At 74.9% G+C, this 20,147-nt stretch carries 14 protein-coding genes; 10 read left to right on the top strand and 4 right to left on the bottom strand.

The annotated features are described in order from the left end of the window. Positions 1 to 10: 10 nt before the first annotated feature. On the bottom strand, positions 11 to 1,075 hold the full coding sequence (locus ACFRAV_RS01870) for a biotin/lipoate A/B protein ligase family protein (RefSeq protein ID WP_382550492.1): 1,065 nt from the start codon (positions 1,073 to 1,075) through the stop codon (positions 11 to 13). Positions 1,076 to 1,242: 167 nt separating this feature from the next. On the opposite strand from ACFRAV_RS01870, the gene ACFRAV_RS01865 reads away from it, so the two are divergent. Further along, a complete protein-coding gene (locus ACFRAV_RS01865; protein ID WP_382550491.1) occupies positions 1,243 to 1,971 on the top strand; it encodes an ArsR/SmtB family transcription factor in 729 nt (242 codons plus the stop codon). Positions 1,972 to 2,076: 105 nt separating this feature from the next. Then, entirely contained in the window at positions 2,077 to 3,471 is a 1,395-nt protein-coding gene (locus tag ACFRAV_RS01860; protein WP_382550488.1) for an MFS transporter, read from the top strand. A 10-nt stretch (positions 3,472 to 3,481) separates the two neighbouring features. On the opposite strand, the gene ACFRAV_RS01855 is transcribed toward ACFRAV_RS01860, so the two are convergent. Then, entirely contained in the window at positions 3,482 to 3,679 is a 198-nt protein-coding gene (locus tag ACFRAV_RS01855) for a hypothetical protein (protein ID WP_382550486.1), read from the bottom strand. Positions 3,680 to 3,811: 132 nt separating this feature from the next. Between ACFRAV_RS01855 and ACFRAV_RS01850 the strand changes: the two genes are divergently transcribed. The 8 genes from ACFRAV_RS01850 (at position 3,812) to ACFRAV_RS01815 (ending at position 12,043) form a co-directional block, all read left to right on the top strand. Continuing rightward, positions 3,812 to 4,735: a hypothetical protein gene (locus ACFRAV_RS01850; protein WP_382550485.1), complete on the top strand. Its 924-nt coding sequence runs from the start codon at positions 3,812 to 3,814 to the stop codon at positions 4,733 to 4,735. 647 nt (positions 4,736 to 5,382) lie between these two features. Continuing rightward, entirely contained in the window at positions 5,383 to 6,183 is an 801-nt protein-coding gene (locus ACFRAV_RS01845) for a sulfite exporter TauE/SafE family protein (protein WP_382550483.1), read from the top strand. Positions 6,184 to 6,393: 210 nt separating this feature from the next. Next, on the top strand, positions 6,394 to 8,190 hold the full coding sequence (locus tag ACFRAV_RS01840; RefSeq protein ID WP_382550481.1) for a gamma-glutamyltransferase family protein: 1,797 nt from the start codon (positions 6,394 to 6,396) through the stop codon (positions 8,188 to 8,190). Positions 8,191 to 8,489: 299 nt separating this feature from the next. Then, positions 8,490 to 9,905 carry a phytoene desaturase family protein gene (locus ACFRAV_RS01835; protein WP_382550685.1) on the top strand — a complete coding sequence of 472 codons (1,416 nt, stop codon included), beginning with the start codon at positions 8,490 to 8,492 and terminating at the stop codon, positions 9,903 to 9,905. Next, on the top strand, positions 9,902 to 10,420 hold the full coding sequence (locus ACFRAV_RS01830) for an O-acetyl-ADP-ribose deacetylase (RefSeq protein WP_382550478.1): 519 nt from the start codon (positions 9,902 to 9,904) through the stop codon (positions 10,418 to 10,420). Before ACFRAV_RS01835 ends, ACFRAV_RS01830 begins: the two co-directional genes overlap by 4 nt. A gap of 54 nt (positions 10,421 to 10,474) precedes the next feature. Further along, positions 10,475 to 10,996, top strand: a complete 522-nt coding sequence (locus ACFRAV_RS01825) for a hypothetical protein (protein WP_382550476.1) — start codon at positions 10,475 to 10,477, stop codon at positions 10,994 to 10,996. A gap of 94 nt (positions 10,997 to 11,090) precedes the next feature. Continuing rightward, positions 11,091 to 11,594 carry a MarR family winged helix-turn-helix transcriptional regulator gene (locus ACFRAV_RS01820; protein WP_382550474.1) on the top strand — a complete coding sequence of 168 codons (504 nt, stop codon included), beginning with the start codon at positions 11,091 to 11,093 and terminating at the stop codon, positions 11,592 to 11,594. Further along, positions 11,591 to 12,043, top strand: a complete 453-nt coding sequence (locus ACFRAV_RS01815; protein WP_382550472.1) for a MarR family transcriptional regulator — start codon at positions 11,591 to 11,593, stop codon at positions 12,041 to 12,043. Before ACFRAV_RS01820 ends, ACFRAV_RS01815 begins: the two co-directional genes overlap by 4 nt. 239 nt (positions 12,044 to 12,282) lie before the next feature. Here ACFRAV_RS01815 and ACFRAV_RS01810 read toward each other — a convergent pair whose 3' ends face one another. Together ACFRAV_RS01810 and ACFRAV_RS01805 are read right to left on the bottom strand one after the other, a co-directional pair. Continuing rightward, positions 12,283 to 14,979: a hypothetical protein gene (locus ACFRAV_RS01810; protein WP_382550470.1), complete on the bottom strand. Its 2,697-nt coding sequence runs from the start codon at positions 14,977 to 14,979 to the stop codon at positions 12,283 to 12,285. Beyond that, entirely contained in the window at positions 14,976 to 20,147 is a 5,172-nt protein-coding gene (locus ACFRAV_RS01805) for a hypothetical protein (protein WP_382550468.1), read from the bottom strand. The genes ACFRAV_RS01810 and ACFRAV_RS01805 overlap by 4 nt, the downstream gene beginning before the upstream one ends.

Genomic DNA, 20,147 nt, shown 5'->3' with positions numbered 1-20,147 from the left:
CCGCCCGCCGTCAGGGCACGCGCGCGGTCCACTCCTCGGTGGCGAACTTCGACCGCACCAGCTGCTCGGCGCGGGTCATCTCCTCGGCGGTGACCTCACCGGCGGTCAGCCCGTGACGGTCCCGGAATGAGGCGATCATGTTCTCGATCACCTGCTCGCGGGCCAGGCCGGTCTGCCGCCGCAGCGGGTCCACCCGCTTCTTGGCGCTCCGGGTGCCCTTGTCCGACATCTTCTCCTTGCCGATGCGGAGCACTTCGAGCATCTTGTCGGCGTCGATGTCGTAGGACATCGTCACGTGGTGCAGGACGGCTCCGGGGCCGCCGTCCGGACCCACCACGCGCTTCTGTGCCGCGCCGGCGATCTTGCCCGCCTCGGTGGCGATGTCGTTGAGCGGCTGGTACCAGGCCTTGATGCCCATGTCGCCCAGCGCGTCCAGCACCCAGTCGTCGAGGTAGGCGTAGCTGTCGGCGAAGGAGAGGCCGGAGACCAGGGACTCCGGGACCGACAGGGAGTACGTGATCGTGCTCATCGGCTCGACGAACATCGCCCCGCCGCCCGAGATCCGCCGTACCACCGTGATGCCGTGGCGGGCCGCGCCCTGCGGGTCCACCTCGTTGCGCAGAGACTGGAAACTGCCGATGATCACGGCCGGCGACGCCCACTCCCACACCCGCAGGGTCGGTGGCCGCCGGCCGGCGGCCACCTCCGCGGTGATCACCTCGTCCAGCGCCATGTGCAGGGCGGGCGGCTGCGGACCGGTGTGGATCAGCTGCCAGTCGTAGTCGCCCCACTCGGTCGCACGGGCCAGCGCGCGCCGCACGGCGATGCCGATGCCCTCGGCGGTCAGTCCCAGCATCACCGTGGACTCCGGCAGGGCCGCGGTGATCCTGGTGGCCAGCCCCGCGGCGTCCGTCGTGGCGGGAGCGCCCTCGAGAGCGCCGTTGATCGCCGGCAGGGCCTCGTCGGGCTCCAGGAAGAAGTCACCGGCCACCCGCACGTCGCGCAGCACGTCGCCCCGGACGTCCAGGTCCACGACGACCAGCTTGCCGCCGGGCACCTTGTACTCGCCATGCACCGTCTCGGCTCCCTCCGGTCCCGGGTCCGCCTCGCGCGTGGCCCACTCCACCCCATGATCGCTCGCCGCGGACGTGGACGCAGCGGGAGCTCCCGGCCGCCGCGACCGCCAACACTTGTTCGCGAAGAAGTCTTTGCAAACGAGTGTTGGCGGTCTACGGTGACGGCATGGCGAAGAGCGACGAGGTACGGCTGGACGCATCGGGGCTACGGGCGCTGGCGCACCCGCTGAGGGTGCGTCTGGTGGGGCTGCTGCGGCGGCACGGCCCCTCCACGGCGACCCGGCTGGCGGAGCGGCTCGGCATCAACTCGGGCAGCGCCAGCTACCACCTGCGGAAACTGGCCGATGCCGGCTTCGTGGAGGAGCTCACCGACCGCGGCAACGCGCGGGAGCGGTGGTGGGGGGCCGCGCACCGGGTGACCCGGTTCTCCGACCGCGAACTCGCGGACCGCGAACCGGAGGCCACCCGCGTCTATCTGCAGTCGGTCGTCGACACCTACGCCCTGCGGGCGCGGCAGGCGGTCGACGAGGTGGAGACCCTGCCGGTCGCCTGGCGGGGGGCCTTCGAGCTGAGCGACTGGGGTCTGCGGATCACGCCGGCCGAGGCGATCGCCCTGCGCGAGGAACTCGCCGCCGTGGTCCAGCGGTACCGGCGGGAGGGCGCCGGGGATGCGGAGGCCGCCGGGGGCTCCGGGCCCGGCGGGGCGGGGGCGGTGTCGGTGATCCTCCAGATCTTGCCCGACCTCCAGGACACGGACGCGTTCCCGGAGGCCGATCCGGACCCCGATCCGGACCCCGATCCGGACCCTGATCCGCAGCCCGAAGGGCCCGGGGCCACCGAGGGCTCGGGAGCGCCGGGAGCACCGGGAGCGCCCGGAGCACCTGGAGAGCGCTGAGAACGCGAACAACCCTCGATACGCGGACGGTCCAGCGAGGCGAACAGTCCGGAGACGCGAAGAGGACGGCAGCGCGAACGCCGTCGGTCACAGGGGAGAGACCGCATGAAGGACCGCACCGGGGAACGACCGGCCGATCGGCGTGACCTGAAACCGCTGGCCGGCGTCCTGACCGCGATGGCGGTGTCGCTGACCGGCACCCGGATGGCCGCCGTGGCCGTCCCGTGGTTCGTCCTCGTCACCACGGGCAGTGCCACGCAGACCGGTCTGGTCGCGTTCTGCGAGATGGCGCCGTTCGTGGTGACGAAGGCGCTCAGCGGGCCGGTCGTGGACCGGGTGGGCCCGCGCGTCGTCTCCTGGACCACCGACCTGGTGAGCTGCGCGGCCGCCCTGGCGGTACCCGCCCTGCACGGGACCGGTGTGCTGTCGCTGCCGGTCCTGCTGGTGCTGGTGGCGCTCATCGGCGCCGCCCGAGGTCCGGGCGACCTGGCCAAGGAGGTCATGGTCCCCGACGCGGCGGACCGCAGCCGGGTGCCGATGGAGCGGGCCATGGCCTTCTCCGGCATCGTCGAGCGGCTCGCCGGCACCGTCGGCCCGGCCGTCGGCGGCCTCCTGGTCGCGCTGCTCGGACCGATCACCGTGCTCCTGGTCAACGCCGCCTCGTTCGCCCTCGGTTCGGCCCTCATAGCCCTGACGCTGCCGCACGCGGTGGGCCGTCCCGCCGTCCGGGAGGAGGCCGTCAGTGAGGACGAACGCCAGGGCTACTGGCGCAGCTTCGGCGAGACCGTGCGCATGATGCGGGGGGACAAGCTCTTCCTGACCGTCGTGGTGATGATCGCCGTCACCAATCTCTTCGACAGCGCCCTCATCGCCGTCCTGCTGCCCGTGTGGGTCAAGGCGTCCGGTCATGACGCCGCCCTGCTGGGATCGCTCATGGCGGTCTTCAGCGCGGCGGCCGTGGCGGGCAGCCTGCTGGCCGCGGTCTTCGCGCAGCGGCTCAACCGGCGGCTGGTGTTCTTCGCCGGGTTCACCCTGGTCGGCGCCCCGATGCGGCTGATCCTCCTCGGTGACACGCCCGTGCCGCTGATCGTGGCGGTGTTCGTCGTCGCGGGATTCGGCGCGGGGTTCCTCAACCCGGTGCTGGGGGCCGTCTTCGTCGAGCGGGTGCCCCGGAAGATGCTCGGCCGCGCCAACGCCCTCGCCGACTCGGTCGCCTTCGCCGGCATCCCGTTCGGCGGGCTGCTGGCCGGAGCGGCGGTGGGGCTGGTGGGACTCGCCCCGACGCTGCTGGTCAGCGGTGTCCTGTACCTCCTCACCACCAGCCTCGCCGGACTGCGGCCCGAATGGCGGGAGATGGACCGGCCGAAAGCGCCGGCGCCGCCTTCCCCCCAACCCCGTTCCCGGCTCAGCCGCCTCCGCCTCCGCCTGCGCGGCCGCGAGGAGGACGACCCCACCGAGTACGCCGAGGTACTGGAGGAGGTCACCGACCGCACCACCTGAACCCGGCGAGTCACGCGCTCAGCCGGGTGCGGCCGGGCGGGGCGATCTTCCCATCGGCGGCTGAAGGCCGCCAGGTCACCCGGCCTTCGTCGAGGCACATGACGCCGGTCGCCGTGGCGACGAGGAGGTTGCTGGGGCGGAGAGCGTCGCCGTGGGGCGAACGAGTCACCCGTTCGGCCCCGGTGGCCGCGACCACTCCGTGGCCCATGGGCTTGGGGCCTCGTCCCGCGACGGGAATGTCCTGGCCTGCTGCGACCCCCAACGGCCGGGTCTCGTACCGACGCCGTCCGCGTCAGACTGGAGGAAGGAGAACAGGCCATGGCGAACTCGCGGAGGCGCAATGACGCAGCACGCCGAGAATTCCGCCGACCCCCCGAGGGACGGAGGGCAGGAGCGGGACCCCTACGACGACGAGGTCTACGGCGACGAGACGCACCGGCCCGACGACGATGACGCGACCGAACCACTCGGCGGCGAAGTGACCCATGAGGGCGCCATGGTCCCGAGTCCGGACACGGGGACGGCACGGCCGGCGGAGGAACGCGGCCCGGACGTCTACCTGGACGTCCCTCGGCTCAAGGTCGACCAGATCGACCTCGACGTGGAAGACCTGCGGGCCCGCGTTTCCCTCCAGGCCGAGGTTCTCGACCTCGTCAAGCTCAACGTGGGCGCCGACGTCGCGCTGGGCCGGGTCCAGCTCGGCATCTCCGGGGTGGAGGCGCAGGCCCAGCTTAAGGTCCGGCTGGACAACGTGGCGATGATCATCAACCGCGTTCTCACCACACTGGACCGCAATCCGCAGATCGTCGAGGACCTGGTCCGCCGCGTCGGCTCGGCCGTGCAGGACGTGGGCCAAGGCGCCGGGTACGCGGTGCGGGACGTCGGCGAGAGCGCCGGGTCGGTGGTCGGGGCCGTGGGCCGCAGCGCCGGTGAGGCCGTCGGAGAGGTCGGTCAGGGCGTCGGCGACTTGGTGAACGACGTCGACGGGAGCGCGGGGGAGGCCGTCGGCGAGGTCGCCCGGTCGACAGGAGGGGCCGTCGGGGGCGCAGGAGACGCGGCCCGCGCCACCGGCCGCGCCGCAGGTCGCGCCGTCCGTCGCACGACGGGGGAGACCGGTGCCGACGAGACGGCGACAAGAACAGCTCCCCGGTCCCGGACCAAAGCCGGGCCAGCCACCCGCAGGCGCCGCGCAGCAGACGATGAGCCCCGCCCGACGCGCCCCGCCAGACGCCGCCGTTCCGATGAGCGTGACAAGCCTCCATGAAGGCACACCCGGACGCCCGCCACCGGCGATACTCCCGCCGCTGATTCCGGTCCCGACATCTCCTTCGATGCGGTCGTCGCCAGTGACCGCCTGCGCTTCGCAGCGGCGCCACGGACCCAGGTCTCCTTCCCCGGCAAGGGAGCACGCGAATCGGTGTCCCGAAGCGAGCGGACCAACCTCCCCCCACGAGTGACCCCTGGGCACACGTACCACGACGTGACCGTCGCGTACCGCCTCGCCAGTCGTCTCACGGGCGCACCGGAGGAGGGGCGAAGGCCGCACGAGGACGGACAGCCGCACGGAGAGAACTCCTCCGCCCCGTCACCTGGCCGCGGCGGCTCACCTGCATCACGCGACCGCCCGCAGATCTGAGACCGGCGCCGTACCGGTGGGCCGGCCTCCTCCTCACCCGCTCCGGGCGCCCCTGGTGACGCAGACCGGGTTGCTGCTCCTCGTCGTCCGCCATGACGCTCTTCGGCGGCGGCGACCCGCCGGAGGACGAGTTGCTGCCGCCTGGCGGTCCGCCGGAGCGAGCCACTGAACCGGCCTGCGGCTGAACGGCGTTGCACCGGCTGCCCGGCCAGGGGCCGGAGCGGTCCGCCGCCCTCGACGTCGATACTGGGTGCCACGGCGTGGACGGGGGAGCGGTGGACTGGTCTACGGGACTTCTCGGGTTCGTCGCGGGCCTGCTGATCGCGGCGGTGACCGCGCCCGTGGGCGTGTCCGGCGCGGTCCTCCTGCTGCCGGTCCAGCTGAGCGTGCTGGGCGTGCCCAGTCCGGCCGTCACCCCGACCAACCTCCTCTACAACGTCGTCGCCGGCCCCGGGGCCCTGCTGCGCTACCGACGGGACGGACGCCTGTACGGCCCGCTGACGCGCCTTCTCGTCGTCGGAACCCTGCCCGGGGTGGTGCTCGGGGCGGTCGTCCGGGTCTTCGCGGTCCCCGGCCCCGCCGTGTTCCGGATCCTGGTGGCCGTCCTCCTTCTGCCCCTGGGCCTGTGGCTCGTCATCCGGACCCTGCGGCCCGTCACCGCACCCGCGCCGGCTCCCGGCCGCGCGCAGGGCGAGCCGTCACCCCGGACCGTCACCCTGCTGGCCCTGGTGGTCGGAACGGTCGGGGGCATCTACGGAATCGGCGGCGGCTCCCTCCTCGGGCCCATCCTGGTCGGGCGGGGCATGCCCGTCTCCCGGGTCGCCCCGGCCGCCCTCGCCACCACCTTCCTGACCTCGGTGGTGGGCGCCGGCACGTACGGCCTGCTGTCCCTCACCGGCAAGGCGCACATCGCTCCCGACGTCCTCCTCGGCCTGTCCTGCGGACTGGGCGGGCTGACCGGCGGCTACCTCGGCGCCCGTCTCCAGCCCCGCCTGCCCGAACGCCTCCTCCGCGTCCTGCTGGGCTCGCTGGTGGCCGTGGTCGGCGGGCTCTACGCGGCGCAGACCCTGATGTAGCAGACCCTGACGTAGACGGGTCCGTCGTGGCGACGGGTCCTCGGCGCGGACGGGTCCGCGGTGCGGGCAGGTCCTGCCCACGGCGGCCTCGCGTACCGCGGCCGCGGCGCCCGTTCCGCTCCCTCGTCGCCGAGCCGGGCGATCACTACACTCGCCTGAACGCTCGTCGTCCGCCGGACCGTCGCACGGAAACCCCGAGGTGAGAGCCCCATGTTCACGACCCGGCCCACGCTCCAGGGCACCTTCGGCATGGTGTCGTCCACGCACTGGCTCGCCTCGCAGTCGGCGATGGCCGTCCTGGAGGACGGCGGCAACGCCTTCGACGCGGCGGTCGCGGCCGGGTTCGTGCTGCACGTCGTCGAACCCCACCTCAACGGTCCCGCCGGCGAGGTGCCGATCCTGCTGGCGCCGGCCGGGGGAGAGGTGCGGGTGCTGTGCGGGCAGGGCGTGGCACCCGCCGCCGCGACGGTCGCCCACTACCGCGGGCTCGGCCTCGAACTGGTCCCCGGAACCGGCCCGTTGGCTGCGGCCGTGCCCGGCGCCTTCGACGCGTGGATGGTGCTGTTGCGCGACCACGGCACCAAGGAACTCGCGGACGTGCTCCAGTACGCCGTCGGGTACGCCGAGGACGGGCACCCGCCCGTGGAGCGGATGGCCGGGACCGTGGCCAGCGTGCGGGAGTTGTTCGAGAGCGAGTGGACCTCCTCCGCCGAGGTCTACCTCCCGGACGGTGAACTTCCGCGCCCCGGGGCCCTGTTCCGCAACCCGGCGCTGGCCGCCACCTGGCGGCGCCTGCTCGCCGAGGCCGACGCCCCGGGCGGCGACCGGGTCGCCCGCATCGAGCGGGCCCGGGAGATCTGGCGTTCGGGGTTCATAGCCCGCGCGCTCCTCCGCCAGTCCGCCCGCCCGACCCTCGACACCAGCGGCGAGCACCACACCGGTGTCCTCACCGCCGAGGACCTCGCCGCCTGGTCCGCGACGTACGAGGCCCCGGCCACCTTCGACTGGCGGGGCTGGACCCTCTGCAAGGCGGGACCCTGGAGCCAGGGCCCCGCCTTCCTTCAGCAACTCGCGCTGCTCCCGGACGAGTTGCCGCCGTACGCCTCCGCCGAGTACCTGCACCTGCTGATCGAGGGCTGCAAGCTCGCCATGGCCGACCGCGAGGCCTGGTACGGCGACGCCGACCCCGGCGGCGTCCCGCTCGCCGACCTGCTCTCCGCCGGCTACAACGCCGAACGCCGCCGCCTGATCGACCCCGGCAAGGTGTCGCTCGAGCTGCGCCCCGGCAGCCCGGGCGGACGCGCCCCCCGGCTGGCCGCCCTGGCGCACCTGATAGCCGATGACGAACCGGAGTTCAACGCCCTGGGCGTCGGCGAACCCACCGTCGCCCGCGACGGCGGGACCCGCGGCGACACCTGTCACCTCGACGTCGTCGACCGCTGGGGCAACATGATCGCCGCGACCCCCAGCGGCGGGTGGCTGCAGTCCAACCCGGTCGTCCCGGAGCTCGGCTTCCCGCTCGGCACCCGTCTCCAGATGACCTGGCTGGAGGAGGGCCTCCCCAACACCCTCACGCCCGGCCGCCGGCCCCGCACCACCCTGACGCCCTCCCTGGCGCTGCGCGACGGCATCCCCGTCCTCGCCTTCGGCACCCCTGGCGGCGACCAGCAGGACCAGTGGCAGTTCCACTTCTTCCTCGCCGTCGCCGAGCGCGCCCAGGTCCGCGGCGGTCTCGACCTCCAGGGCGCCGTCGACGCCCCGAACTGGCACAACGAGTCCTTCCCCGGCTCCTTCTACCCGCGCGGTATGCGGCCCGGCCGCGTCGTCGTCGAGTCCCGCACCGACCCCGCCGTCGTCGAGGACCTCCGCCGCCGCGGCCACGACGTCGAGGTGGGCGACGCGTGGTCCGAGGGCCGCCTCTGCGCCGTCGCCCGCGACCCGGGGACGGGCCTGCTCTCCGCGGCGGCCAACCCGCGCGGGATGCAGGGGTACGCGGTGGGACGCTGACGCCTCCACGGCACGTGCGGCACCGCTCGCGGTACGGCCAGGGCGCCGCAGCCCGACCGGCTCGGTCGAACATCCGATAACAGCAAGACGCGGCGACACGAGTGGTGCCTGCCTCCGGCGAAAACGACCTCTCCTGCGGACCGGACCCAGGACCACCTCGAGGACCTGCGGCGAAGCCTCGACCCGGCCTCGGTGACGGGAAGTCAGTGGCCCCGCTGCCCGGTCCTGTCGGCGGGGCGGCCTATCCTGATCACGGGAGGACACCGCCGACGAAGGAGTCCAAGGTGCCGTCGACATCGATACTCGACGCGGTCGTGGTGGGCGCGGGACCGAACGGGCTGACGGCTGCCGTGGAGCTGGCCCGGCGCGGGTGCTCCGTCGCCGTGTTCGAGGCGCGCGACACGGTGGGCGGGGGTGCGCGGACGGAGGAGCTCACGCTGCCCGGGTTCCGGCACGACCCGTGTGCCGCAGCCCATCCGCTGGGGATCAGCTCACCCGCGTTCCGCGGCATGCCGCTGGAGAGGTACGGGCTGGAGTGGGTGCACGCGCCGCTGCCGATGGCGCATCCCTTCCTGGACGGCACCGCGGCCGTGCTCTCCCGGTCCGTCGCCGAGACGGCGGCCTCCTTCGGCGCCCGTGACGCAGGGGCCTACCGCCGGCTGGTGGGGCCCCTGCTGCGGAACTGGGACGGGCTGGTCCGCGACTTCATGTCGCTGCCGCTCAGCGCCCTGCCCCGCGACCCCGTCACGCTGGCCCGCTTCGGGCTCACCGGGCTGCCGCCGTCCACCTGGCTGATGCGACGCTTCCGGGACGAGCGGTTCAAGGCGCTGTTCGCCGGCCTGGTCGCCCATGTGATGGCGCCGCTCGGCGGCCTCGGCACCGGTGCGGTGGGCCTGGTATTCGCCCTCGCGGCGCACGCCCGCGGCTGGCCGTTCGCCCGCGGCGGCTCGCAGGCCATCTCCGACGCGCTCGCGGCCTACCTCGCCGACCTCGGCGGAAGCGTGCACACCGGGTACGAGGTCAAGCGGCTCGACGACCTGCCGCCCGCCCGCGCCTACGTCTTCGACACCTCGCCGACCGCACTCGCCCGCATCGCCGGGCTGGGCAACGCCTACCGGGACTTCCGGTACGGCGCCGCCGCGTTCAAGATCGACTATGCGCTGGACGGCCCCGTGCCGTGGACCGCCCCCGAGGCCCGCCGGGCCGGCACGGTGCAGGTGGGGGCGAGCGCCGCGGAGATCGGCACGGCGCTCGACGCCGCCTCCCGCCAGGGCCGGGCGCCGGACCGCCCGTTCCTGATCACCACCCAGCCTGGTCTCGCCGACCCCGGCCGCGCCCCGGAGGGCAAGGAGGTCTTCTGGGCCTACGGTCACGTCCCCAACGGCTGGACCGGCGACCTCACCGACGCGATCGAGCGCCAGTTGGAGCGGTTCGCCCCCGGCTTCCGCGACCGTGTCCTCGCCCGCGCGATCAGCGGCCCCGCCGAGCTCGCCGCGCGCAACGCCAACTACGTCGGGGGCGACATCGCCTGCGGCTCCGCCTCCGGCCTGCGCCTGCTGCTGCGCCCCCGCCCCACGCTCCACCCGTACCGGACCCGGCACACGGCGGTCTTCCTGTGCTCCTCCGCCACCCCGCCCGGGCCCGGCGTCCACGGCATGTCCGGCCACAACGCGGCCAAGGCCGTCTGGCGCGCCCTCAGGGAGGAACGGCGATGACCGCGACCACCCGGATCACCCTGGTGCAGGGCGACATCACCCGTCAGTCCGTCGACGCCGTCGTCAACGCGGCGAACTCCTCGCTCCTGGGCGGCGGAGGGGTCGACGGCGCGATCCACCGCCGGGGCGGCCCGGAGATCCTCGCCGAGTGCCGCGCCCTGCGCGCCTCCCGCTACGGCCGAGGGCTGCCCACCGGTCAGGCCGTCGCCACGACCGCGGGCGACCTGGACGCCCGGTGGGTCATCCACACCGTGGGGCCGGTGTTCGACCCGCACGAGGACCGCTCCGAGCTGCTGGCCTCCTGTCACCGCGAGTCCCTGCGGGTGGCCGACGAACTCGGCGCGCGCACCGTCGCGTTCCCCGCCGTCTCCACCGGCGTCTACGGCTGGCCGATCGACGACGCCGCCCGCATCGCCGTGGCGACGGTCCGGGCGACCGCGACCGCCGTCGAGGAGGTCCGGTTCGTGCTGTTCGACGAACGGGCGTTCCGGGCGTTCGCGGAACAGGTGCACTGATCGGATTGCCGGGGACCGGGCGCGTCGCCCGATGCGACGCGGCACCCTCCCGGTATGGGCGGACAGCTGGTCTTGACGATCGTCGCTGTTCTGGGGAGCCTCGGCGGGGTCGTCCTCGGAGGGCGGCTCACCGCGCGTCGTGACGACATCCAATGGGCCCGGCAGCAGCGACAGAGGCAGGAGGACCTCCTGCGCGGCGCCTGCGCCGGGTTCGTCGCTGCCGCGGTCGAGTGCCGGCGGCTCCTCGAACAGCTCCATTACTTCCATCAGGTCGGACGGGACGCGGAGATCCTCGCGTTCGGCGACGAGTACAACCACCGGTCCAGGGACTTACATCGGGAAGCGGCGCAGTTGCGGTTGTCGGGATCGGCGGCGCTGTACGACGCCGCGGACGCTGTTGTGGACGCGTGCGCCGAGACGGTGCGGGCCGTCAAGGCGGCCGAGAGGGTCCGAAGGGCGGAGGACGCCCTGGTCGGATCTCGCGAACTCGACGCGTTCACGGGGGCGGTCAACGCATTCATCGATCAGGCTCGCCCGCATGGCGGAGCTCTGCCTGCCCTGTCCGCGGAGGAGTAGCCGGGGCGATCGTCACCGGGCAGACGATGCGCGCGGTGGTGCGGTCTCCCAAAGTTAGTAGCCATGGCTATGATAGCCATGTACGGTTTCGGGCATGAGCAAGAGTTCCCCGGGGCCCACCCCCGGATTCCTGGTGTGGCGGCTCGCCAACCGGTGGCGTGTCGCGGTGGACCGCGCGCTGGCTCCGCTGGGGCTCACCCACGCGCAGTACACGCTGGTCGCGTCGCTGCACGGGATGCGGCGGGCCGGGGAGCGGCCCAGTCAGCGCCGGCTCGCCGACCACCTCGGCATGGAGGCCCTGTACGTCTCCAAGCTGGCGCGGGCGCTGGAGTCGGCAGGCCTGGTGGAGCGGGCCCGCGACCCGCGCGACCCGCGCGCCGTCCAGCTCTCCCTCACCGAGGAGGGGCAGGCGGTCACACGGCGGGCCGTCGCGGTGGTCCAGGAGTTGCTCGAGCAGTTGCTGGAGCCGCTCGGGGGCCTCGACGCCCCGCGGACGCGCGCGTTCACCGACGAGCTGAGGAGCTTGCTCGACGCACCTCTCGCTCCATCCGCGCACCACGAGAACAGCGACGAGACCGACGAGGGGACACCACCATGACCGCACCCGCACCCGCACCCGCACCCGCCGCCGACGCCCGCGTCCTCGGCCTGGCCCACTACGCCGCTCGCGGCGTCCTGGAGCGCGTCCTGGCCCGGCACGGCCTCACCTTCCAGCAGCAGATCCTCCTGCGCGCCGCCGTCATCGCGGACACCCCGCCGACGGCGGACGACCTGGTCGTCCAGGTCCAGGGCTTCCTGAAGGTCGCCGAGGCCGGCGTCCGGGCCACCCTCGGCGAACTGGTGGCCCGGCGGCTGCTCGTCGCCGACGGCGCGTACCTGCGCCCCACCGACGCGGGGCGTGAACTGCTGGCCGTCACCGCTGGGGAGGTGGCCCCCGTCTCCGCCCGCGTCTGGGGCGGTATCCCCGCCGAGGACCTGGCCGCCGTCGGCCGCGTTCTCGCCCTGGTGACCGAGCGGGCCGAGGCCGAGCTCGCCGCGATGGGCTGACGCGGCGGCAAGCCGGCGGTCGACGGCCAGGCGTCCCACGGCCCGGCGTCCGACAACCCGGTGGCCGACCGGCCGGCGTCCGACAGCCCGGTGGCCGACCGGCCGGTCCCGCCGGTACGGCGCGAACCCCGGGCGGGGCCGTGCCGAACCGGCGGGACCGGCGGACCGGCGCCGGGGGACGAGCGATCGAGCGCGGGGGCGAACGGTTGAACGGCCGAGCGGCCGAACGCTCGAGCGGCTCAGTCGACCCTCGCGCCGCTCCGCCGCTCGAGGGTGTCGAACCGCAGACCGCTCGACCCCTCGCCCTTGCCGGTCTCCCGGCGCCGGGCCCGCCACAGGTGGGTCGATCCGTCCGGGCCGCGGCCGTACTGCCATGTCCGCCGGACCCGCACGCCCTCCCGCGCCACGACCTCGTCGTACAGCCGCAGGCTCTGCGCGTCGTGCTCGAGGATCTCCCCGAGAGGACGGACGAGTTCGCCGGTCTCCTGGTCCCGCAGCGCCGCGCGCGCGAGCCAGCGGGTGGGCGGCAGGCCCTCGGGCTCCTCCACCTTCAGCACGAACGGGATCCAGTGGTCGGGGACCGTCGTGGCGAGCCGGTACGCCAGTGGCGGGGCGCCGGGCGGAGGCGGCGGCCGGTCGGCCGCGAGCTGTTCCGCCCGCCGGTGCCAGACCTCGACCCGGTCCACCGGGCGGCCGGCCGGTCCGGCGACCACCCGCTCGACGCCCCAGACGACGTTCGCCGTCTCGTCGCGCGTCAGCAGCACCTCCTCCAGCGGCGGTGACTCGATCGTGGACGGCAGGGCGTCGGAGGCGAAGAGCAGGTCGGGGCGACCGCCCAGGTCGAACATCCGGAAGCCGTCGACGGAATCGGCGAGCGGTGCCACCTCGGTCCGCCGGCCGAAGGTGTCCGTCAGCGTCAGGCCCTCGATCCGGCACAACGAGCCGGTGGGAACCCCGTCCAGCGGGATCGTGAACCAGTCGTTGCCGAAGACGGTCGCGAACTCCACGAAGAGCAGACGCATCAGGTCCGTCGGGCCGGCGCCGACCGCGCCGAAGTCGACCGCCGCGTCCTCGATCTCCCAGAACCGCGGCGCCGGCATCCCGGGGTACGAGACGGGGACGGGCACCACCTCACGCGTGAAGGGGACCGGCTCGGCCACGGGCGGCTGCTGCGCCGTGCCCGCGCGCAACGTGTCCCCGCCGTCCGCGGAGACGGAGTACCAGTCCAGGCGCCGCCCGTCGTACTCGGAAGCGGAGAGCACGACCTCCCCTGCCGAGGTCTCGGCGGACAACGCGAAGCCGTACTCCATGCGGGCGGGCGTCCAGCTCTCCCCGGCGCCCGCGGCCTGGGTGAACAGCCCGTCCCACCAGGCGAACCATTCGACGACCGCCCGGCGGAAGCCGTCCCGGTCGTTGCCGTCGATCGGAGGTTTGTCGGGGATGCGGCCGCCGTTCTCGGGCAGCGCCTGCTGCAGTTCCCGGTAGAGCCGCGCCCCGTCGGGCGCGCGCCCCGCGGCCAGGTCGAGGTGGCGCAGCGTCGCCGGATCCAGCGTCCGGCGCATCTGTTCGGTGGGCGGCGGCATACCGGCCCACTGGAGGTAGCGGCGGCGGTAGCGGGCGGCGTCCTCCGGCCGGGACAGGTGCTTCGACAGCAGCCGCAGCCAGTGCAGGCCGGACTCGGCCGCGAGCCGCCGGTCGTCGAAGGTGGAGACGCCGTCGCGTGGCGGCAGGATCCGCTCGTGCTCCACCAGGGTCTCCAGCGGCACCTGCCCGCCCGGCGTCACGGCCGCCGCGCCGGGCACGACGGCCTCGGCGCCCGGCAGCGAGCCCGGGCGCCACCGGGCGATCCTGGACGTCTCGCCCGTGACCTCGGCGACCACCGGCGAGCCGGCGTCCTCCCCGTCGAACTCGCGCATCTGCCACTGGCGGCCCAGCAGCCAGCGGGCGTCGTACACCGCGGCCTGCAGGCCCTGCTGCAGACCGCCGTCCAGGTCGTCGGAGCGGGCGTGCACCTCCAGGCGGGTCCACGCGGTGACGGAGCCGCGGTCGCCCACCACCATCTGCCGCTGCTCACCCGTGCCCCACCGCGAGGTGATCCGTACCTGCTTCACCCCGGAGGCGCCCAGCTCGCGCAGCGAGGGGACCTTCACGGTGACGAGGTGGTCGCTCCAGTCGAGGACGACGGGCTCGAGCACCACGGTGGCGGTCGACTCCGCGTCCTCGCCCTCGAAGACCGCGACCATCTCCACCGTGCCGGTCCCGCGCGGGCCGAAGGCGTGGCCGTTGATGTCGACGGTCGCCCCCGGCGCGGCGCTCGGCGGACCGATCGACTCGATCACCGGCAGCTCGCCCAGCTCGTAGCGTGCCGGCCCGCTGTGACCCCACGGCGTGGAGAGCACCACGTCCTTGAAGCCGGCGCCGCCCAGCGCGGCGAGGCCAGGAACCGTCGCGGTGACGGCGTCCGGCGTCCACGAGACGATCGCCGCGGCGACGGGCGTCGTGCCGGGGATGCCCACGGTGAGCGCCGCCCCCGGCGTGCCGTGGCGGCCGAAGCCCTGGCCCGTGACCGTGATGCGGGACCCCTCGAGGCCCGCGGCGGGTTCGAGGGAGGCGACCACCGGCGGGGCGTCCTCGAGCAGGACGAAGGAGAGCGGGGCGGACACGCCGTCGGGTGTCCGCACGGCCACCTCGAGCGGTCCGCCGGAGCCGACGACGGACAGCGGCGGCACGGTGACGTCGATGCCCGCGGTGCTCCAGTCGGTGACGGAGCCCTCGGCGTCACCCCCTCCGGGCACACGGAAGCGAACGGACGACTCGGGCGTCTCGCCGCCGAACGAGCCGGTCAGCCTGACGGTCGTGCCGCCGCGGGCGGCCTGCGGCGCCAGCGCGGTGAGCACCGGCGGCGGGGGCGGCGGGACCTCCGGGGTCGCGTTCATGCGTTCCTCATTCCGAGTGGCTGGCCGGCGCCGCCGACGAAGTCCGTGGCGACGGTCGCGCCCGTGCTGTTCATGGCGAGATAGGTCGCGGGCAGGAACTGCCCGGCCTCCCGCAGCGCGTCGAGGTCGACCATGCGCAGCTTCGCCAGGTCGAGGGCGTCGAGCACCGTCGTGCGCAGCGACTCGATCGTCCAGGCGGCCCCGGGCGCGGGCGGCACGGCGACCAGGACGGCCTGCGGCGCCGTGGCGTTGGGCTGGTCGAAGTGGAAGGCGACGCCCGTGGTGCGCTCCGGGCTCGGCAGCACCTCGGAGAACTCGTCGAACACCGCACCGCACACCGGCCGTCCGGGTCCGGGCCTCCCCACGGGCAGGTGGGCGACGAGCGACACCCGGCCCGTCGGCGGCCCGGTCCCGGCGTCGAAGGGCAGCGCCACCCAGCGGTCGCCGGGACGGTCCGGGAACTGGGCCACCGCGAAGCGGGACCGGTCCTCGCCGTTGAGGAACTCGTCGAGCAGCAGCGCGTCCGCGAGCCGCTGGAACCCCGGCCGGACCCGGCTCAGGCGCTGGAACCACAGGGTGGCGGCGAGCGGGTCCCCGCCCTGCAGACTGTCGCTCGACGCGAAGCCGGGATCGAACCCGCCGGACCCCGAGGAACCCCCGGACACCGAGGACCCCCCGGACCCCGCGAACCCCCCGGACCCCGAGGAACCGCCCGACTGCCCCGTCGTGGGCGTGAGCAGCGGCAGCGCCAGGAACGCCGGCCCGAGGACGACCCGCAGGCAGGCCAGCGCCCGGTCGCAGACCTCCTGGTCGCCCGCGTCCGGCCCCGGCGGAGGCGGCAGTTCCGTCAGACGCCGTCGCAGCTCGGTGTCCACGGCGGACAGCTGGGCCCGCAGCCGCTCGCGGTCGCCGGGTCCGTCGCCGACCGCGGACGAGGGCACGCAGCCCTGGACGCCGAAGTAACCGGCGTCGAGCAGCGCCGCCCGCAGCGTCTCCGCGTCGACGCCGTCCGCCAGCGCCGCGGTGACCCGGCCGGACACGGCGGTCAGCGCCGCCGCCGCGCCGGCCGCGCGGCCGGCGAACTCGGCGGCGTCCACGGCCGCCTGGACGCCGCCGGAGGCCGGCAGGTCCAGGTCGGCCGGGGTGAGCGGCCGGGCCTGGGCGAGCGCGTCGCGCAACGCGACGGCGACCTCCACCAGTTCGGTCAGCGCGACCCTGGACCCGTTGCCGGGGTCGCCCGGGTTCTCCGGGGCGTCGACCGGGCCCAGCCGCACGACCGCGTCCGCGGGGACACCGGCCGGACGGGTGCGCAGCGCGTGGTGCACGATCCGCTGCTCGATCTCGGTGCGCTGCGAGCCGTCGGTGGTCGCGGCGGCGCCGACCACGTCGAGCGCGGTGAGCCGTGGCCTGATCAGGTCGAGCCGCAGGTCGTCGACGGTCGCCAGCGGAGCCGCGTACGCGGCCGACCCGGCGGCGAAGTAGTCGACGCGGACGGCGACCCGCCCCGGGTCACCGAGGACGGCGTCGGCCCAGGCGTTGACGCGGGGCTCGGCGGCCGCGGCGACCTCCCGTGCGGGCTCGGGCGCCCAGAGCGGGGTCTCGCCGGCCGGCGGCTGCGTGAGCATCACCGCCAGGCGGTGGGTGACGGCCAGTCCGGAGCCGGGTGACTCGAGGACCTGAAGGTCCGGGGGCGGCCCGGTGGGGTGGGCCGCCGCGTCGAGGGCGGCGGTGGCCCGCTCGGGATTGCCCAGCACCGTCTGGTAGACCCCCTCGGCGACGAACGCGTCGCCGATCGCGTCGATCAGGTCGTCGAGCACACCCAGCTGCGCCTGGACGGCCTCCGGCGACTCACGTCCCGGCCAGCCGTCGGCCACCCGACGGCCGTCGGCGACCCACCGGCGGTGCAGCGCGAGGCCGTCGACCACGTTGCGGGCCGCGATCGACTCGGCCGGACCGCCGGCCTCCGGCGCTCCGGCGACCGGCTGCGGCGCGAAGGCGCGGAAGTCGTCGACGAAACGGGCGAGTCCGTTCTCCTGCAGTGCCCGCTCGAACCGGTAGCCGAGCAGCGCGCCGAGCGACTGCCCCTGGCGGACCCCGTCGAGCAGCGACTGCACCAGGCGGACGCGCCCGGAACTGAGGTCGATGCCGAAGGGATGCCGGCCCTGGTGCTCCCCGTGCGCCAGATGGCCGCCGGCCAGGATCGCCGAGGCCGTCGCGTGGGCGGGCGACAGGCCGTGCAGGTAGCCGGCGCTCTCCCGCGCGCCGGCCGGGTCGGGCCGCAGGTCTTCCACGAAGCCGTAACCGGCCAGGTGGACGCCGTCGGCCGTGCCGGTCGCGGCCAGCCGCTCCGCAGCGAAGGAGCCGATCCAGGCGTCCAGCCGGTAGGAGGCGAGATCGAGGGTCTCGCTCATCAGCCGCTCCAGCCGCGCCGCGGGCAGCCCGGCCAGACGGGCGATCGCCTCGCGCAGCTCGCCGAGTTCGCCCAGGGCCCCGCTCTCGCCGGGGCCGTGCACGTGGGCGTCCAGCAGGTCGCCCTTGGCCGGGCCGCCGGGGACCGGGTCCTCCAGGAGGTCCCAGGTGATGCGCTCGCGCTCCGCGTCCAGGTCGTCCTCGAGCTGGTCGATGTCGATCAGCTCGGCCTCGCCGCGCCACGGCAGGGCCGGCGGCAGTTCGGCGGCGGCGAAGGCGTACTGGACCAGAAGGGAGTGGCGCAGCAGGAGGTAGAGCAGCGGGCGCGGGGTCTGCATGCCCAGTGCCTGGGCGACGTCCTCGTCGCGCAGCGCCCGCCAGGACGGCCGGGGGACGGCCGCCAGGGCGGCGACGTAGTCCGGCGAGAGCCGGCCGTCCGCGGTGGCGCCGACCGGGTCGCCGGGCAGCGGGAAGTAGTTGAGCGCGAAGGTGGCGTCCTTCAGGCGGGGCGTCCAGTCGAGACCGAGGGCGTCGAGGACCGCGCCGGAGGCGCTCCGCTGGGCCGCCCACCAGTCGCCGCCCAGGTCCTGATGCAGGAAGCGCCAGACGGCGTCGACGTACTCGGGGCCGAGGATGGTGCGCCCGCGCCGGGCGACCGAGTGGGGCAGCATGGCGAGCGCGCTGAGCAGCGGGTTCTCGTCGGGGTCCTCGGGCCCGCTCTCCAGCGGGCGGCCGGGGCGGGGGACCGAGGCGAGGGAGCGCCCCCAGAGCGGCCGGAGCGTCTCCAGGAAGTCGAGCAGCGGCGGCCCGGCCGGGCCGCCCTGCCCCGACGGCATGACGGGCAGGATGCCGTACGGCTGGTTGCCGACGCGGAGCACCGGCAGCGGGCCGCACGCCCGCACGTGCTCGGCGAAGTGCCGCCGCCCGGCGGCCAGGGCCTCCTCGGACAGGAACGGGGTGCTGCCCGAGGTCATCATGTGCTCGAGGAAGTAGCCCCAGGTGGCCGGCCACAGCGCCGTGTTCATCGCGCGCCGCGCCGCCTCCGCGCCGGCCCCGTCGTCGGCGTGCTCCAGGCCGCCGAACACCTCCGCGGCACGGTGGCCGAGGCCCAGGGCGCGGGCCGCCTCGGCGCCGTAGGACCCACCGGGGGGCGGGGTCCGCACGCCGGGAGGCGGCACGTCGGCACGCGAGTCGAACGCGGCCGGGGCCCGCTCGGTGTTGTTGGTCGGCGTGCCCTCCGGCAGGATGCCCAGACCCCGGGTCCAGCGGTGTGCGGCGAGGCAGTCGCCCAGCAGGCCCGCGCCGTCCGTCCCGTCCTCGTAACGGGTCCGGACGCCGACCACGGCCAGGCGGGCGATCCCCTGCCGGGCCCGCGGCGGCAGGGCGATCCGCAGGGCCATGCCGGCCTCCTCCGCGGACGGGAAGTCGACCATCCACCGCATGCCGTCGTCGACGACCGAGGCGTCGCCGTCACCCGCTGCGGGGTCAGGGCCGACGGCGAGCGTCTGCGGCACCCGGCGGCCCCATCCGGTCGCCACCGGTTCCTCGTCGTCGTGCGAGGCGTAGGCGAAGGCGAACCACCGGTCGGGGAGCACGGTGGTGTGCGGCGCGCGGGTCCAGGCGCCCTCCCGCTCGCCGGCGTCGCCGTCCCCGGACGCCACCTCGGCGATCCACTCGGCGCGGGCCGCGCCGAAGCGGGCCACCAGCCGCCGCCAGCTCCCCTCGCCGGGCTCGGCCGCGTACAGCGCGGCCGCCTCCGCCTCGTCGGGCGTCAGCTCCGGCTCGTGGGTGTCGACGTGGATGTCGTCGGGGTACACCCGCACGAGGAGTTCGGAGGCGTCGGGGGTGAAGCGGGTCTCCAGCCGCACCGGCAGCATCGCCACCGGCAGGCCGTCGACGGTGGGCGGGCCCTCCAGGGTCACGCCGGCCGCGGAGGAGCCCCACGCGGTGCGGACGGCGACCGACGCCTGGCCGGCGGCGGTCAGCGCCGGATCGTTCGGCAGCACGGCGTGGATCTCGCCGGCCCCCCACGAGGTGACGGGGCACTCGAGGGGGGCGCCGCCCGCGGGCGTCACGATCACGGACGAGCCGGGGCCGCCGGGGCCGAACGCCGTGCCGGCGACCGTGATCCGGTCCCCGGCGAAGACGGCGCCCGGGCTCACGGACGTCACCGACGGGGGCCCCCCGACGGTCAGCCGGGCGGCGTCGCTCGTCCCCCACAAGGTGCGCACGACCAGCGCCTTCTCGCCCGGCCCGCCGATCGCGGCGGCGTCGGGGATCGCGGCCCGGATCTCCGTGGCGCCCCAGGACCGGGCGGCCAGCCGCAGCTCCGTGCCGCCGGGGTCGCGCAGGAACAGGCCGGAGGCGGCGCCGAAGGCCGCGAGGCCGAAGCCCGTTCCCCGCACGGTCAGCGGTGTGCCGGGGGTACCGCGGTCCGGGTCGACGGCGGTGACCGCGGGGCGGCCGCTCTCCAGGAGGGTGAAGTCCGCCCGGTTCGAGCTGCCGCCCGCCGTGACGACGCCGACCTCGGCGTGGCCGCCGGAGCCGAGCGCGGCGGTCTGCGGGAGCCGGACGGTGATCCGCGTGGGGTTCCACGAGGTCACCTCGGCGGTGACCTCGGGGGCCTGCGGCAGCCGCAGGCGCAGGACGACGCGGGCTGCCCCGCCGGCCTTGGGCCCGAACCCGCCGCCCTGGATCTGCAGCGTGTCGCCCGGGCGGCCGGTGGTGGCGCTCAGTGAGGTGATGGCCGGTGCGGGCAT

The sequence above is a fragment of the Streptomyces sp. NPDC056600 genome, from assembly GCF_042792855.1.
Taxonomy (GTDB): Bacteria; Actinomycetota; Actinomycetes; order Streptomycetales; family Streptomycetaceae; genus Streptomyces.
The sequence above is the reverse complement of the archived record's forward strand: the minus strand, read 5'-3'. Positions and strand labels throughout refer to the sequence as shown.

Coding starts and splice junctions, on each gene's coding strand:
- ACFRAV_RS01815 (WP_382550472.1), top strand. CDS start 11,591: ATGACCGCACCCGCACCCGCACCCGCACCCGCCGCCGACGCCCGCGTC.
- ACFRAV_RS01805 (WP_382550468.1), bottom strand. CDS start 20,147: ATGCCCGCACCGGCCATCACCTCACTGAGCGCCACCACCGGCCGCCCG.
- ACFRAV_RS01855 (WP_382550486.1), bottom strand. CDS start 3,679: ATGGGCCACGGAGTGGTCGCGGCCACCGGGGCCGAACGGGTGACTCGT.
- ACFRAV_RS01860 (WP_382550488.1), top strand. CDS start 2,077: ATGAAGGACCGCACCGGGGAACGACCGGCCGATCGGCGTGACCTGAAA.
- ACFRAV_RS01865 (WP_382550491.1), top strand. CDS start 1,243: ATGGCGAAGAGCGACGAGGTACGGCTGGACGCATCGGGGCTACGGGCG.
- ACFRAV_RS01840 (WP_382550481.1), top strand. CDS start 6,394: ATGTTCACGACCCGGCCCACGCTCCAGGGCACCTTCGGCATGGTGTCG.
- ACFRAV_RS01810 (WP_382550470.1), bottom strand. CDS start 14,979: ATGAACGCGACCCCGGAGGTCCCGCCGCCCCCGCCGCCGGTGCTCACC.
- ACFRAV_RS01825 (WP_382550476.1), top strand. CDS start 10,475: ATGGGCGGACAGCTGGTCTTGACGATCGTCGCTGTTCTGGGGAGCCTC.
- ACFRAV_RS01820 (WP_382550474.1), top strand. CDS start 11,091: ATGAGCAAGAGTTCCCCGGGGCCCACCCCCGGATTCCTGGTGTGGCGG.
- ACFRAV_RS01830 (WP_382550478.1), top strand. CDS start 9,902: ATGACCGCGACCACCCGGATCACCCTGGTGCAGGGCGACATCACCCGT.
- ACFRAV_RS01850 (WP_382550485.1), top strand. CDS start 3,812: ATGACGCAGCACGCCGAGAATTCCGCCGACCCCCCGAGGGACGGAGGG.